The 14,041-nt window shown below is 72.6% G+C and carries 12 protein-coding genes; 7 read left to right on the top strand and 5 right to left on the bottom strand.

Annotation, left to right across the window (positions count from 1 at the left end; all coding sequences use genetic code 11):
* Nucleotides 1–33: 33 nt before the first annotated feature.
* Nucleotides 34–3,276, bottom strand: coding sequence for a S41 family peptidase (locus ACFV0T_RS13590; protein ID WP_385777907.1), 3,243 nt, complete (start codon nucleotides 3,274–3,276; stop codon nucleotides 34–36).
* Between the two features lie 239 nt (nucleotides 3,277–3,515).
* Between ACFV0T_RS13590 and ACFV0T_RS13585 the strand changes: the two genes are divergently transcribed.
* Both ACFV0T_RS13585 and ACFV0T_RS13580 read left to right on the top strand, forming a co-directional pair.
* On the top strand, nucleotides 3,516–4,115 hold the full coding sequence (locus tag ACFV0T_RS13585) for a TetR/AcrR family transcriptional regulator (protein ID WP_385777905.1): 600 nt from the start codon (nucleotides 3,516–3,518) through the stop codon (nucleotides 4,113–4,115).
* Between the two features lie 99 nt (nucleotides 4,116–4,214).
* Entirely contained in the window at nucleotides 4,215–6,446 is a 2,232-nt protein-coding gene (locus ACFV0T_RS13580; RefSeq protein ID WP_385777903.1) for an MMPL family transporter, read from the top strand.
* A gap of 171 nt (nucleotides 6,447–6,617) precedes the next feature.
* Here the strand turns inward: ACFV0T_RS13580 and ACFV0T_RS13575 are convergent, their stop codons facing one another.
* Nucleotides 6,618–7,079, bottom strand: coding sequence for a MarR family winged helix-turn-helix transcriptional regulator (locus ACFV0T_RS13575; protein WP_385777901.1), 462 nt, complete (start codon nucleotides 7,077–7,079; stop codon nucleotides 6,618–6,620).
* Between the two features lie 90 nt (nucleotides 7,080–7,169).
* Between ACFV0T_RS13575 and ACFV0T_RS13570 the strand changes: the two genes are divergently transcribed.
* The 5 genes from ACFV0T_RS13570 to ACFV0T_RS13550 all read left to right on the top strand — a co-directional run bounded on the left by ACFV0T_RS13570 (nucleotide 7,170) and on the right by ACFV0T_RS13550 (nucleotide 11,180).
* The gene (locus ACFV0T_RS13570) at nucleotides 7,170–7,688 is read left to right on the top strand and encodes a YbaK/EbsC family protein (RefSeq protein WP_385777899.1); all 519 of its coding nucleotides are present in this window, start codon (nucleotides 7,170–7,172) and stop codon (nucleotides 7,686–7,688) included.
* Complete coding sequence (locus ACFV0T_RS13565) at nucleotides 7,685–8,530, top strand: EamA family transporter (RefSeq protein ID WP_385777897.1); 846 nt, start codon at nucleotides 7,685–7,687, stop codon at nucleotides 8,528–8,530. The genes ACFV0T_RS13570 and ACFV0T_RS13565 overlap by 4 nt, the downstream gene beginning before the upstream one ends.
* A 133-nt stretch (nucleotides 8,531–8,663) precedes the next feature.
* Nucleotides 8,664–9,548, top strand: coding sequence for an arylamine N-acetyltransferase (locus ACFV0T_RS13560; RefSeq protein WP_385777895.1), 885 nt, complete (start codon nucleotides 8,664–8,666; stop codon nucleotides 9,546–9,548).
* 105 nt (nucleotides 9,549–9,653) lie between these two features.
* Nucleotides 9,654–9,929, top strand: coding sequence for a DUF1876 domain-containing protein (locus tag ACFV0T_RS13555; RefSeq protein ID WP_385777893.1), 276 nt, complete (start codon nucleotides 9,654–9,656; stop codon nucleotides 9,927–9,929).
* 96 nt (nucleotides 9,930–10,025) lie between these two features.
* On the top strand, nucleotides 10,026–11,180 hold the full coding sequence (locus ACFV0T_RS13550; protein WP_385777891.1) for an NAD-dependent epimerase/dehydratase family protein: 1,155 nt from the start codon (nucleotides 10,026–10,028) through the stop codon (nucleotides 11,178–11,180).
* Here the strand turns inward: ACFV0T_RS13550 and ACFV0T_RS13545 are convergent.
* The 3 genes from ACFV0T_RS13545 to cbiQ all read right to left on the bottom strand — a co-directional run bounded on the left by ACFV0T_RS13545 (nucleotide 11,107) and on the right by cbiQ (nucleotide 14,040).
* Nucleotides 11,107–12,270 (bottom strand): serine hydrolase domain-containing protein, encoded by a 1,164-nt coding sequence (locus ACFV0T_RS13545; RefSeq protein WP_385777888.1) that lies wholly within the window; start codon nucleotides 12,268–12,270, stop codon nucleotides 11,107–11,109. The two genes, ACFV0T_RS13550 and ACFV0T_RS13545, sit on opposite strands and share 74 nt — an antisense overlap.
* Before the next feature lie 262 nt (nucleotides 12,271–12,532).
* Nucleotides 12,533–13,291, bottom strand: a complete 759-nt coding sequence (locus ACFV0T_RS13540; protein ID WP_385777885.1) for an energy-coupling factor ABC transporter ATP-binding protein — start codon at nucleotides 13,289–13,291, stop codon at nucleotides 12,533–12,535.
* Entirely contained in the window at nucleotides 13,279–14,040 is a 762-nt protein-coding gene (gene cbiQ / locus ACFV0T_RS13535) for a cobalt ECF transporter T component CbiQ (RefSeq protein ID WP_385777882.1), read from the bottom strand. The genes ACFV0T_RS13540 and cbiQ overlap by 13 nt, the downstream gene beginning before the upstream one ends.
* Nucleotide 14,041: the final 1 nt, after the last annotated feature.

The following is a 14,041-nucleotide window of genomic DNA, read 5'->3' as shown; positions in this document are numbered from 1 at the left end:
GGAGGGGTGCCCCTGACGAGGGGCACCCCTTTCTCATGCCCGCGGCGGCAGCTTCGGCCGCGACCGGTCCGGTACGCGGCTGTAGTCCGGAGGCGTGGCCGGCGGGTTCGACTCCAGCAGGTCCAGGGCGAGTTGCACCGCGTCGTCCAGCTGTGCGTGCCGTCCCTCGGCCCAGTCCAGGGGCGTACGGAGGATCTCAAGGTCGGGCAGGACACCGCGGTTCTCGACGGACCAGCCGTACGCGTCGAACCAGGCCGCGTTCATCGGCACCGTGATCACCGTGCCGTCGCCCAGCCGGTGCCGTCCGGTCATGCCGACCACACCGCCCCAGGTCCGCTGGCCGACCACCGGGCCGAGCTTCAGCAGTTTGAAGGCGGCCGTGATCATGTCGCCGTCGGAGGACGTGGCCTCGTCGGCGAGGGCGACCACCGGCCCGCGGGGGGCGTTGGAGGCGTACGACACCGGCTGGGCGTCGCGCGTCAGGTCCCAGCCGAGGATCCTGCGGGTGAGTTTCTCCACGACCAGTTCGCTGATGTGGCCGCCGGCGTTGCCGCGCACGTCGACCAGGAGCGCGGGCCGGGACACCTCCATGCGCAGGTCCCGGTTGAACTGGGCCCAGCCGGAGCCGCCCATGTCGGGGATGTGCAGATAGCCGCAGTGGCCGCCGCTCATCTGGTGGACGACCTCCCGGCGTTTGGCCACCCAGTCCTGGTAGCGCAGCGGCCGCTCGTCGATGAGGGGCACCACGGCCACCCGCCGGGACCGCCCGGCCTCGCCCTCCGCGGGGACGAACGTCAGCTCCACCGTGGTGCCGCCCGCACCCGCAAGCAGCGGGTAGGGCCCGGTCACCGGGTCCACGGGCCGCCCGTCGACGTGGGTGAGGACGGCTCCCTGGCGGATGCCCGTGCCGGCCAGCGGCGAACGGGCCTTGGAGTCGGAGGAGTCGCCCGGCAGGATCCGCTTGACCATCCACCCGCCGTCCCGGCGTACGAGGTTGGCGCCCAGCAGGCCCTGCCAGCGCTGGTAGTGCGGCGGGCCCTCGTTGCGGCGGGCGGGCGTGACGTAGGCGTGCGAGGTGCCGAGCTCGCCCAGGACCTCGCGCAGCAGGTCGGCGAACTCGTCGGGGGACGCGACCCGTTCGACCAGTGGCCGGTACTGCTCCAGCACACCGTCCCAGTCGATGCCGCACATGCCGGGGTCCCAGAAGTAGGCACGGATGAGGCGGCCCGCCTCGTCGTAGGCCTGGCGCCACTCGGCGGGCGGGTCGGCCTCGTGCAGGATGCGCCGCAGGTCGATCCAGACCGTGGTGTCGCTGTCGCCGGACTCGCCGGAGGGCACCGCCCGCGGGTCGCCCTCGTCGACCACGACCAGCCGGGTCCCGTCCCCGCTCACCGCGAACCAGTCCAGGTGGTCGACGAGTTCGGACTTCTTCGCCTTGGTGATGTTGAAGTGTTCGAGCGTGGGACGGCCGCTGGTGTCGTCCGGGTTCACGAACGTCTCGCCCAGCGCGCCCGAGATCGGCCAGCGCAGCCAGACCAGGCCGCCGCCCGCGACCGGATGCAGCGCCGAGTACTTGGAGGCGGTGACCGGGAACGGCGTCACCCGGCTCTCCAGCCCCTCGACCTCGACGGTCACGGCGCCGTCGGCACCCTCGTTCTCCACCGGGTCCAGGCCTCCGGCGGCCGGGCGGCCCTCGGGGCTCAGGGCGAAGGGGGAGGGGGTGGCCGAGGACAGCGGCACCAGGTAGGGGCGGCAGCCGAGTGGGAAGGACAGGTCGCCGGTGTGCACGTCGTACACCGGGTCGAAGCCGCGCCAGGACAGGAAGGCCAGATAGCGCCCGTCCCGGGTGAAGACCGGGTTCTCGTCCTCGAAGCGGCCGTTGGTGACGTCGACGATGAGACCGGCCGCGTGTCCGTTCCCGGTGATCCGCGCCATCTTGATCTGCCGCAGCGACCGGCCGATCCCCGGATGCGACCAGGTCAGCCAGGTCCCGTCGGGCGAGAAGGCCAGGTCCCGCACGGGGCCGTTGATCGATTGGATCAGTTCGGTCACCTCGCCGTTGGAGTCCTCGGAGGCGTCGACGAGCAGCAGCCGTCCGTCGTGCGAGGCGATGGCGAGGCGTTCGCCCGCCGGGTCGGCGACCAGTTCCAGGACCCGGCCCAGTTCCCCGGAGGCCAGCCGCCGGGGCTCGCGGTCGCCCGTCGCGCGCGGCAGAAAGGCGATCTCGATCGCGTCCTCGCCCTCGGCGTCCGTCACGTAGGCGACCTGCCCGCCGGAGCCGAGCATCTCCGGCAGCCGGACCCGTACGCCCGGGGTGTCGGCGATGGTGCGGGCCGGGCCGTCGCGGTGCGTCAGCCAGTAGAGGCTGCCGCGCACCACGACGGCGCTCGCGCGTCCCGTCTCGTCCACCGAGATGCCGTCCACGTTCTGCGCGGCCGGAACCGGGTACGTGCGGCGCCCGGCGCGCGGCCCGCTCAGCCGTACGCCGAGCTTGCGGGAGACGGAGTCGGCGGTCAGCTCGTCGACGACCCACAGGTCACCGGCGCACTGGTACACCACCCGGGTGCCGTCGGTGGAGGCGTTGCGGGCGTAGAACGCGTCATGGTCGGTGTGGCGGCGCAGGTCGGAGCCGTCGTACGCGCACGAGTACAGATTGCCGACGCCCTCGTGGTCGGAGAGGAACGCGATCCGGCCGCCCGCGAACATCGGGGAGGCCAGATGGCCGCCGATGTCGGCGACCAGTTGCCGGCCGTGCAGCCACAGCCGGCCCATGGCCCCGCCCCGGTAGCGCTTCCAGGCGGCCGGTTCGTGCGGCGGGGTGCCGGTGAGGAGGAGGGTCTTGCGTTCCCCGTCGAGGTCGGTGACCTGGATGTCGGCGACCGGGCCCCAGGGCAGCCTGCCGCCGGGGTCGCCGTCGGTGGGGACCTTGTGGGCCCAGGTGAAGTAGGAGAAGGGCTGGCTGTGGGAGGCGACGGCGAGGATGTCGCCCTCCGGGGTCCAGCCGCATACCTGGGTGTCGGCGCTGCCCCAGTAGGTGAGTCTTCGCCCGGGCCCGCCGTCCACCGGCGTCAGATGGATCTCGGGGACGAGGCTGCGCCATGTCGTGTACGCGATGTGGCGGCCGTCGGGCGAGAAGCGGGGGTGGCCGACCTTGGTGCGGTCGACGGTGAGCCGCCAGGCGCGGCCGGGTCCGTCGAGCGAGGTCAGCCAGAGGTCGTCCTCGGAGACGAAGCACAGCAGGTCTCCGCTGATGTGGGGCATGCGCAGATAGCTCACCTCCCCATGCTTTTCCTCCTGATAGGGCCGGGCAACTTGTGCATTCCCGTGCGGGGCGCTCAGGGGGTGACGCAAGGGGTGGCTCAGGGGTGCCGCAGGGGGTGACCCAGGACACGTACGAAACGGTTTCGTTTCGCAGAATGCTGCGCTACATTCGTGGTGTACGAAGCGGAAGTACGAAACAGTGTCGTTCTGAGTACTCGTCGGGAGTGCTCGTCGGAGTGGGAAGGGTGAGTGGCATGACTGAGATCGCAACGGCGCGGCGCAGTCGGATCACGCCCGAGCGTGAGGCCGAGTTGTACGAGGCCGTGCTCGACCTGCTCCGGGAAGTCGGCTACGACGCCCTCACCATGGACGCCGTGGCCGCCCGCACCCGCTCCAGCAAGGCGACGCTCTACCGTCAGTGGGGCGGCAAGCCGGAGCTGGTCGCCACGGCGATCCGGCACAGCAAGCCGGGTCGCGCCGGTGACATCGACACGGGGTCCCTCCGGGGCGACTTCCGTGTGCTGGTGACGCGCGAGGACGACTGCACCATGGAGCGCAACTCGGCCCTGATGCGGGGCCTGTTCATGGCGGTGCACACCAACCCGGACCTCCTGCGGGCGTTCAAGGAACTGCTCGTCGAGCCGGAGATGGAAGAGTTCCGCGCGCTGCTGGGACGGGCCGTCGACCGCGGCGAGGTCCGCGCGGACTGTCCCGCGCTGGAGTACGTGGTGCACATGCTCATCGGAGCGTTCGCCACCCGGGCGCTGATCGACGACCATCCGCCGACGCAGGACTTCCTCACCTCGTACATCGACGCCGTGGTCCTCCCCGCCCTCGGCGTGCCCACCCTCTGACAAGTCCCCCGAGCTAGCCCCCACCTGACGTAACCGCTCACGTCGTCGGGCTGATCCCCCTGCCCTGAAAACCCCACGACTGACCGGGAGTACGCCCTCGTGGCCACGTTCCTCTACAAACTCGGCCGGTTCGCCTTCCGGCGACGGCATTTCGTCGCCCTGATATGGGTGGCGCTGCTGACCCTCGCCGGTGTCGGCGCGGCCAGCGCCCCCGCGGCCGGCAACTCGTCCTTCTCCATCCCCGGTACGGAAGCGCAGAGGGCTTTCGACCTCCTGGAACAGCGCTTCCCCGGCACGAGCGCCGACGGCGCCACCGCGCGCGTCGTCTTCAAGGCGCCGAGCGGCGAGAAGATGACGGACGCCGGCAACAAGGCGACCGTCCGCAAGGCGGTGAAGGAGCTGTCCGACGGCTCCGAGGTCGCCTCCGTCGACGACCCGTTCGAGAAGCACGCGGTCAGCAAGGACGGCTCGGTCGCGTACGCGTCCGTGAAGTACGACGTCTCCGGCATGGAGCTCGAGGACTCCTCCAAGGACGCCCTGAACGCGGCCGCGCAGACGGCGCGCGGCGCCGGGCTGACCGTCGAGATCGGCGGTGACGCGCTGACCGCGGCACCCGAGACCGGCTCCACGGAGGTCATCGGTATCGCGATCGCCGCGGTGGTCCTGGTCATCACCTTCGGTTCGCTGATCGCGGCCGGTCTGCCGCTGCTGACCGCCCTGATCGGCGTGGGCATCGGCGTCTCGACGATCACGGCACTGGCGAACGCGCTGGACCTGGGCTCGACCACCTCCACCCTCGCGATGATGATCGGTCTCGCGGTGGGCATCGACTACGCGCTGTTCATCGTCTCCCGCTACCGGGCCGAGCTGGCCGAGGGCCGGGAGCGCGAGGAGGCGGCCGGGCGGGCCGTCGGCACGGCGGGCTCCGCGGTGGTCTTCGCGGGCCTGACGGTGGTCATCGCGCTGGTCGGCCTCTCGGTCGTCAACATCCCGATGCTGACGAAGATGGGTGTCGCGGCGGCGGGCACGGTCGCGATCGCGGTCCTCATCGCGCTGACGATGATCCCCGCGCTGCTGGGCTACGCGGGCCGCAAGGTGCAGCCGGCGGGCCGCAAGAGCAGGCTGCTGGGCGGCGGCCGGGCCGCGCGGAAGGCGGCCGCGAACCCGGGCAGGCCGAACATGGGCACGCGCTGGGCGAGCTTCGTGGTCCGCCGGCCCGTGGCGGTCCTGCTGCTCGGTGTGGTCGGACTCGGTGCGGCGGCCGTCCCGGCGGCCTCGCTGGAACTGGGCCTGGGCGACGACGGCTCGCAGCCCACGTCGACGACGCAGCGCCGGGCGTACGACCTGTTGTCGGACGGCTTCGGCCCCGGCTTCAACGGCCCGCTGATGGTCGTCGTCGACGCGGACGCGAGCGACTCGCCGAAGGCGGCCGTCAGCAAGGTGTCCGACGAGATCAAGGGTCTCAAGGACGTCGTGACGGTGGCCCCGGCGCAGTTCAACAAGGCCGGTGACACCGCGACGATCGCCGTGATCCCGGACTCCAAGCCGTCCTCGGTCACCACCGAGGACCTGGTGCACGGCATCCGGGACGCGGGCGCGCAGATCGAGGCCGACACGGACGCGAAGGTCCTCGTCACCGGCTCGACGGCGATGAACATCGACTTCTCGCAGAAGCTGAACGACGCGCTGCTGCCGTACCTGGCGCTGGTGGTGGGCCTCGCCTTCCTGCTGCTGATCGTGGTGTTCCGCTCGGTCCTGGTCCCGCTGAAGGCGGCGCTCGGCTTCCTGCTCAGCGTGATGGCGGCCCTCGGCGCGGTCGTCGCGGTCTTCCAGTGGGGCTGGCTGTCCGGCCTGCTGGGCGTCGAGGAGACCGGACCGATCATGTCGATGATGCCGATCTTCATGGTGGGCGTGGTCTTCGGCCTGGCCATGGACTACGAGGTGTTCCTCGTGACCCGGATGCGTGAGGCGTACGTCCACGGGGAGAAGCCCGGCCAGGCCGTCGTGACCGGCTTCAAGCACGGCGCACGGGTGGTCACGGCCGCGGCCGTCATCATGATCGCCGTCTTCTCCGGGTTCATCGGCTCCAGCGAGTCGATGATCAAGATGATCGGCTTCGGCCTCGCGATCGCGGTCTTCTTCGACGCGTTCGTGGTCCGGATGGCCATCGTCCCGGCGGTGCTCGCGCTGCTCGGCAAGAAGGCCTGGTGGCTGCCGAGGTGGCTGGACCGCGCGCTGCCGAACGTGGACGTGGAGGGCGAGGGCCTGCGCAAGGCCGCCGACGCCAGGGACACGGACCCGGACGAGGACCGGAAGCTCGTGCGCGTCTGACGCGAAGCGGTACCGAAGGACCGGCCGGTGAGGGTTCCGTGGGGACGGGGCGCCTTCACCGGCCTTTCGGCTGTACGGCGAGGTCGTACGGCGCGGGTCCGCGCAGCGGGGGCTTGTACGGCGAGGTCTGCGTGGCGGAGCTTCGGCTCTGTGCCGGATTCCCGACGGCCGTCAGGCCGTGGGGCCCAGGGGCGTGTCGAGCAGGTCCATGAGGGTGCGTTCGAAGGCCGCGGTGCGCGGATCGTCCAGTCCGCCCAGCGGGGCGAGGAGCTGGTCGAGCAGCTTGCGTACGACGGCGATGGCGGGCCCGGCGGTCGTACGGCCCTCTTCGGTGAGGGACAGCCGTACGACCCGGGTGTCGGTGGCGTCGCGGGTCCGCCGCAGCAGCCCGGCGGCCTCCAGGGAACGGGCCAGCTTCGAGACGTAGAGGGCCTCCAGGGCGGTGTGGTCGGCGACCTCCCGCTGACTGGGCTGCCGGCCGGAGCGCTCCATCCCCGCCAGTGAGGCGAGCAGCACGTACTGGGCGTGCGTCAGGTTCAGGGGTGCGAGGGCTTGGTCCACCGCGGTGCGCCACTTGTTGGACAGCAGCCAGACGAGGTGGCCCGGGGTCGTCTTCTTCGGTGCGTCGCTCACGAGAAATAATGTACATGGCTACTATGTCCATGGCTCTTGACCCGGTAACCCGTTCGCCTGCCTCGTACACGTCCCGCTAGCGTGCCGTGCATGACGACGACGAACGACGGGACCGCCGCCGAGGACTCCGGAGCTCACCCCCGGTTCGCCGAGGCCCTGCGTGAGCTGGGGCTCGCGGACGTGCACGGGCGGATCAGGCGCTTCCCGGACGCCACCCGGACCGCAGCGGAGGCCGCCGCCGCGCTCGGCTGCGAGCTCAGCCAGATCTGCAAGTCGCTGATCTTCGCGGCGGACGGGGTGCCGGTGCTGGTCCTCATGGACGGCGCGTCCAGGGTGGACGTGGAGCTGGTACGCCAGGAGCTCGGCGCCGGGAAGGTGACCCGGGCCAAGGTCGAACTCGTACGGGAGACGACCGGGTACGCCATCGGGGGCGTCCCGCCCTTCGGGCACCGCACGAGGACCCGGGTGCTCGCCGACCGGTCCCTGCTCGGGCACGACATCGTGTGGGCCGCCGCCGGAACCCCGTACACCGTGTTCCCCATGGAACCGAAGACGCTGGTCGCCCACGCCGGTGCCACCCTGGTGGACGTGCGCGAGCTCACCGCGTGACCCCGCTCGTCACCGCGGCCGTACTGCTGGCCGCGTTCACCCACGCCAGCTGGAACGCGATCGCCCACCGGATCACCGACAAACTGCTCGGGTTCACGATCATCGCGGGCGGCGGACTGCTGATCGGGCTGGCGGCGGCGCCGTTCGTGGCGTTCCCGGCGGCCGCGGCGTGGCCCTGTCTCCTGCTGTCCGCCGCCATCCACCTCGCGTACTACGCGCTGCTGATGACGTCGTTCCGGCTCGGTGACTTCGGACAGGCCTATCCGATCGCGCGGGGCAGCGCGCCGCTCATGGTCACCGTGCTCGCCGCCGTCTTCGCGCACGAGGTGCCCGACGGCTGGTCGGCCGCGGGCGTCGTCGTGTCCTGCGTGGGCCTGACCGGTGTCGCGCTGTGGGGGCTGCGCGGGCGCCGGCCCGACTGGGCGGCCGTCGGGGCCGCGCTGGCGACCGGCGTGACCATCGCCGCGTACACCGTCGTCGACGGGCTGGGCGTGCGGGCCTCGGGGTCGTCCCTGGGGTACATCGCGTGGCTGATGGCGGTCCAGGGCGCCTTCCTCCCCGTGTACGCCCTCCGCCGCTGGGGCAGGGAACTGCCCGCCCTCCTGCGTCCCGTCGCCGGAGTGGGGCTGCTCGGCGCGGTCCTGTCCGTGGCGGCGTACGGGCTGGTGCTGTGGGCGCAGACGAAGGCCGACCTGGCGCCGATCGCGGCGCTGCGCGAGTCGTCGATCATCGTGGGCGCGGCGATCGGCGCGCTGTTCTTCAAGGAGCGCTTCGGCGTGCCGCGGATCGCGGCGGCGGGCCTGCTGGTGGTGGGGATCGGGCTGATGCTGCACACCGGATAGCCACCGCTGACACGGCACCCCGGACAGGCCGCCGAGGCGTGTGGGCGTGGGACGCGAGGACGAGGACGCGAGGACGGAGCGCGGTCGCGCCTCGGCTCCCCGACCGGCGTCGCGGGCGTGCCTAGGGTGGGGTATGTCCGACACAGCGCAGTCAAGCCCGGGAACCCCGTTCGACCTGGGCGCCTATCTCCGACGGATCGGGTTCGAGGGGGAACCGCGGGCCGACCTGGCCACGTTGCGCGGGGTGCATCTCGCGCAGATGCGGGGCATCCCGTTCGAGAACCTCGACGCGCTGGGCGGTACGGCGCCCTCGCTCGACCCCGCCGACCTGACGGCCAAGCTGCTGCACAGCCGGCGCGGCGGCTACTGCTACGAGCAGAACACGCTGCTCGCCTGCGCGCTGGAAGCCCTCGGCCTGCGGGTGACGCGGCTGGCCGCGCGGGTCGCCCTGGGCGCGGAACGGATCGAGGACCGGCCGCGCACGCACATGGCGCTGCTCGTCGAGGTGCCGGGCGACCCGCAGCCGTATCTGGCCGACGTGGGATTCGGCGCGATCGGCGCGCTGCTGGAGCCGGTGCCCCTGGTCGCGGGTGTCGAGTTCCACGACGCCGGGCGACGGCACCGGCTGGTGCACGCCCCGCAGCGGGGGCCGCTGGAAATGTGGGTGCTCCAGGCGTACGGGCCGCAGGAGCCGGAGGGCCCAGGGGGCGCGGAGGACGCGGGGGAGGGGCCGTGGCAGGCGCAGTACGCCTTCACGCTGGAGCCGTTCGAGGCGCCCGACTTCGAGGTGGTCAACTGGCACATCGCCACCAATCCGCGCTCCCCGTTCAGCCGGCGCTCCTACGCGCAGCGGGTCACTCCCGACCGTCATCTCCTGCTCAGCGGACGGCTTCTCACCGAGACCCGCGCCGACGGGACGGTCACCGAACGTGAGCTCACCGGGGAGGCGGAGGCCCGCAGGATCCTGGACGAGGACTTCGGCATCACCGCGCCGGAGGGCGTGCTCCTGCTGGGCTGAGCCGAGCCCTCCGGACGGCGGTGCGTGTCGGTGCCGTGGGTGCCGTGGGTGCGGCCGTGCGTCGTGAGGAGCACCCTGGAAGCAGGTGTTCCGGAGGTGATCGTCATGATGCACACCGCAGTGGGATGGCATGTCGAGATGGAGTTCCTGGAGGACGACCAGCACACGCGCGCGGTCGCGATGGTGCGTCTGCCCGACGGCAGCGAGGTCCGGGCGCACGGCCACGCCAGCCGGCACCACTCCGACTCCCGGCAGCCGAGGGTCGGGGAGGAGGTGGCGGGCGCCCGCGCGCTGAACGAGCTGGCCATGCAGCTGCTGGAGAAAGCGCACGGGGAGATCGACGCCGAGTCCGGGCGCATCTCGCACTCGATCAACGTCTGAGGCGACGGCCGGGGCGGTGGGGGCTCCGGTCCGGGTGTGGTGCTCGCCCCCTACGCTGGTGGGCACCGACCCGAACACCTCGGCGAAAGGCGGCCGTTGACCGGCGAACGCGTTCTCGTGACCGGCGGCACCGGTTTCATCGGCTCCCATGTCGTGCCCCTGCTGCGGGCCGCCGCGGCCGGGTCCGGGGGGCCGGCCCTGCGGCTGCTCGTCCACGACCGCCCCGCCCCCGACCGCACGGCCGACGGCGTCGTCGAGACGGTGCACGGCGACCTCGCCGACCCCGCCACGCTGCGCGGCGTCTGCGCCGGCGTCACCACCGTCCTGCATCTGGCGAGCCGGGTCGGGGGGGACGCCGAGCAGTGCCGGGCCGTCAACCACGGGGGCACCCGGGCGCTGCTCGCCGAGGCCGGCCGGGCCGGTGTGGGCCGTGTCGTCCAGCTGGGCACCGCCGCCGTCTACGGCGACGGGCCGCACCGCGGCGCGCGCGAGGGAAGCCTGAGCGAGGCGCCGGTCTCGGCGACCAGCGCGGCCCGGCTGGCCGGTGAACGACTGGTCCTCGCCGCCGGCGGCACGGTCGTACGCCCGTACCTCGTCTACGGCGAGGGCGACACATGGGTGGTCCCGGCCCTGGCCCGGCTGGTGCGCCGGCTGCCGCACTGGGTGGAGGGCGGCACCGCCCGTCTGTCGATGGTCGCGGCCCCCGTCCTGGCCGCCGCCCTGACGGAACTGGCCCTCACCGCGCCACCGCCCGCCGGAGGCGTTCTGCACGCGGCGCACCCGCGCCCGGTGACCGTCCGGGAACTGATCGGCACGGTCTGCCGGACGCTGGACCTCCCGCTGCCCGAGGGGGACATCGGCGTGGCCGACGCGAGGGAGCGACTCGCCCCGGCCGCCGGGGCGGACCTCCGGCGTCACCTCGAACTGATCTCCATGGACCGCTGGTACGACGGCGGCCGGCTGTGGTCCCTGCTCAGGACCGGTCCGGGCCCGGACTTCACCACCGCCTTCGAGGCGTGCGCGCCCTGGTACCGCCGCGCCTTCAGCGGGACGGCGGCGCCCGGAACTGTGGTTCCCGGGACGGCGACTGCCGGGACTGCGGCCACCGAGACTGCGACTGCCGGGACTGCGACTAGCGGGACTGCGGCTACCGGGACTGCGGCTACCGGGACTGCGGCTACCGGGACTGCGACTCCCGCACCGCCCGCACCAGCGCCTGCGCGCGCGGATCGGCCGTCACGCTCGTCCTGAAGCCGTTCGTCACATAGCCGAAGGCGAGACCCGACTCGGGGTCGGCGAAACCGAGCGCGCCGCCGCGGCCGGGGTGGCCGAAGGAGTGCGGGGACAGGAGCGGCGAGGCCGCGCCGTGCAGCATGAAGCCGAGGCCGAAGCGGGTGCCGACCACCAGGACCCGGTCGGCTCCCGCCGACCGCTCGCCCCGGGCCAGCTCCACCGTCTCCGGAGCGAACAGCCTTCTCCCGCCGTCCACTTCGCCGATCAGGCAGGCGTAGAAGCGGGCCAGCCCGTCGGCGGTCGCGATGCCGTTGGAGGCGGGCAGGGCCGCCGCCCGGTACGTCGGGTCGTTCTCGTCCGGCATCGGTGTGATCGCGGCGAAGGCGCGGCGGGTCAGGGACTTCGGGTCGGCGTAGGCGTCGGCCACGGACCGCTTGGGCCGCGTCCGCAGACCGCCCGGCTCCGCAGGCGGCTCGACCGGCCCGACCCGGCCCACCCGGCCGGCCCGCGACGGCGGCAGCCCGAGCCAGAGGTCGGCCCCGGCCGGTCCGGCGAGCTCGGCCGCGATCCACTCGCCGATCGGCCGGCCCGTGACCCGCCGGACCAGCTCGCCGGTCAGCCAGCTGTACGTCTGCGCGTGGTAGCCGTGGTCCGTGCCCGGCTCCCAGACCGGCGCCTGCGCCGCGACCGCCGCCGCGCCGAGGTCCGGGTCGGCCGCCTCGGCCGAGCTCAGCGGGCGGTCCAGCACCGGCACGCCCGCGCGGTGCGCGAGCAGATCCCGTACGAGGGTCCGTTCCTTGCCCGCCGCCTTGTACTCGGGCCAGTACGTGCCGACCGGCGCGTCCAGGTCCAGCGCCCCGCGCTGGTGCAGCAGCAGAAGCGCGGCGGCGGCGACGCCCTTGGTCGCCGAGCGCACGATCTGGGCGGTGTCCCGCTCCCAGGGCCGTGTGCCGTCGACGTCCCGCGTCCCGCCCCACAGGTCGACGACCCGCTGCCCGTCCCGGTAGACGGCGACCGCCGCGCCCCGGTCCCCGAGTGTCTCGAAGTTGCGGACGAACGCTTCCCTGACCGGCTCGAAGCCCTCGGCCACTGTGCCGTTCACGATCACGTCCGGGGTCCCTTCACTCCACTGGCTTTCGACAGTCAGTGCAACACGGACGTACGGCCTTCGATTCCACGGGGTGGCTCCGGGGCGGCTCCCGGCTCCTGGACTGCTCCCGGGCGGCTCAGCCCGGCAGGATCGGCACGTCGATGTCGCCGCGGGGCGCGTGGGAGCGGGGCGGCCAGGCGCGGGGCCGTATGCAGGGCGAAGCGCGCCTGGCGGTCCAGGGGCAGCGACCCGTCGTCCGGCCCGGTGCCCTCTCGACGCGTCACGCGCCCGCTGTCACCGAGCGTGGGTCGAACCCGAAGGGGAGTTCCAGACGGTGGGCGCGCATCAGCCCGTCGTCCGCGAGCAGTTCGCCGGTGCGGCCGTCCGCGGCGATCACGCCCTCGCTCAGGATCAGCGCCCGCGGGCACAGTTCCAGCGCGTACGGCAGGTCGTGCGTGACCATCAGCACCGTCACGTCCAACGACCGCAGGATGTCGGCGAGTTCGCGCCGGGAGGCGGGGTCCAGGTTGGACGAGGGCTCGTCCAGGACCAGGATCTCCGGCTCCATCGCCAGCACGGTCGCCACGGCCACCCGACGGCGCTGCCCGAAGGAGAGGTGGTGCGGCGGGCGGTCCTTGAACCCCGCCATGCCGACCTGCGTCAGCGCGCGGTCCACGCGCTCCTCCAGCTCGGGCCCCTTCAGACCGGCCGCCGCCGGACCGAATGCCACGTCCTCCCGGACCGTCGGCATGAAGAGCTGGTCGTCGGGATCCTGGAAGACGATGCCCACCCGGCGGCGGATCTCGGCCATGTGCTTCCTGCCGACGGGCAGCCCCGCGACCGTCACCGTCCCCGCCCCGCCGGTCAGGATGCCGTTGAGGTGCAGCACGAGGGTCGTCTTCCCGGCGCCGTTCGGCCCGAGCAGCGCGACCCGCTCGCCGCGCGAGACGGAGAAGTCCACGCCGAACAGGGCCTGATGGCCGTCGGGGTAGGCGAAGGCCAGTCCGGCCACTTCCAGCGAAGGTGTCACAGCGTCCATCCCAGCAGACATACGACGAGGGCGGCGAAGGGGAGGGTGAGGGCGTAGGACCACTGCGCCCGGGAGGCGGTCACCTCGTCGATGACCGGCATCGCACCGGCGTAGCCCCGGCTGACCATGGCCAGATGCACCCGCTCGCCCCGTTCGTAGGAGCGGATGAACAGCGCGCCCGCGGACTTCGCGAGCACCCCCCAGTGCCGTACGCCCTTGGCCTCGAACCCGCGCGACTCCCGCGCGATCCGCATCCGCCGCATCTCGTCGGTGATGACATCGCCGTAGCGGATCATGAAGGACGCGATCTGCACCAGCAGCGGCGGTAGCTTCAGGCGTTGCAGGCCGAGGAGGAGTTCGCGCAGCTCGGTGGTGGAGGCGAGCAGGACGGAGGCGGCGACGCCGAGGGTGCCCTTGGCGAGCACGTTCCAGGCACCCCACAGGCCCTCGACGCTCAGCGACAGGCCCAGCACGTGCACCCGCGCGCCCTCCGCCACGAACGGCATGAGCACGGCGAACGCGACGAACGGCACCTCGATCAGCAGTCGCTTCAGCAGGAAGGCGGCGGGCACGCGTGCGAGGTACGCGACGACGCAGAGCAGGACGGCGTACAGGCCGAAGGCCCACATGGCCTCCCGCGGGGTCGACACCACGACCACCACGAAGGCGAACGTGGCGGCGAGCTTGGTGTGCGGCGGCAGTCCGTGCACGGGCGAGTGCCCGTGCCGGTAGAGCCGGTGCGCGTGCCCGGCGCCCATC

Origin of the sequence: Streptomyces sp. NPDC059582 (assembly GCF_042735715.1) — a bacterium.
Classification (GTDB): Bacteria; Actinomycetota; Actinomycetes; order Streptomycetales; family Streptomycetaceae; genus Streptomyces.
The sequence above is the reverse complement of the archived record's forward strand: the minus strand, read 5'-3'. Positions and strand labels throughout refer to the sequence as shown.

What these genes read in the sequence shown, in the direction of transcription:
- ACFV0T_RS13585 (WP_385777905.1), top strand. Translation starts at nt 3,516, where the DNA reads ATGACTGAGATCGCAACGGCGCGGCGCAGTCGGATCACGCCCGAGCGT.
- ACFV0T_RS13560 (WP_385777895.1), top strand. Translation starts at nt 8,664, where the DNA reads ATGTCCGACACAGCGCAGTCAAGCCCGGGAACCCCGTTCGACCTGGGC.
- ACFV0T_RS13540 (WP_385777885.1), bottom strand. Translation starts at nt 13,291, where the DNA reads ATGGACGCTGTGACACCTTCGCTGGAAGTGGCCGGACTGGCCTTCGCC.
- ACFV0T_RS13555 (WP_385777893.1), top strand. Translation starts at nt 9,654, where the DNA reads ATGATGCACACCGCAGTGGGATGGCATGTCGAGATGGAGTTCCTGGAG.
- cbiQ (WP_385777882.1), bottom strand. Translation starts at nt 14,040, where the DNA reads ATGGGCGCCGGGCACGCGCACCGGCTCTACCGGCACGGGCACTCGCCC.
- ACFV0T_RS13570 (WP_385777899.1), top strand. Translation starts at nt 7,170, where the DNA reads ATGACGACGACGAACGACGGGACCGCCGCCGAGGACTCCGGAGCTCAC.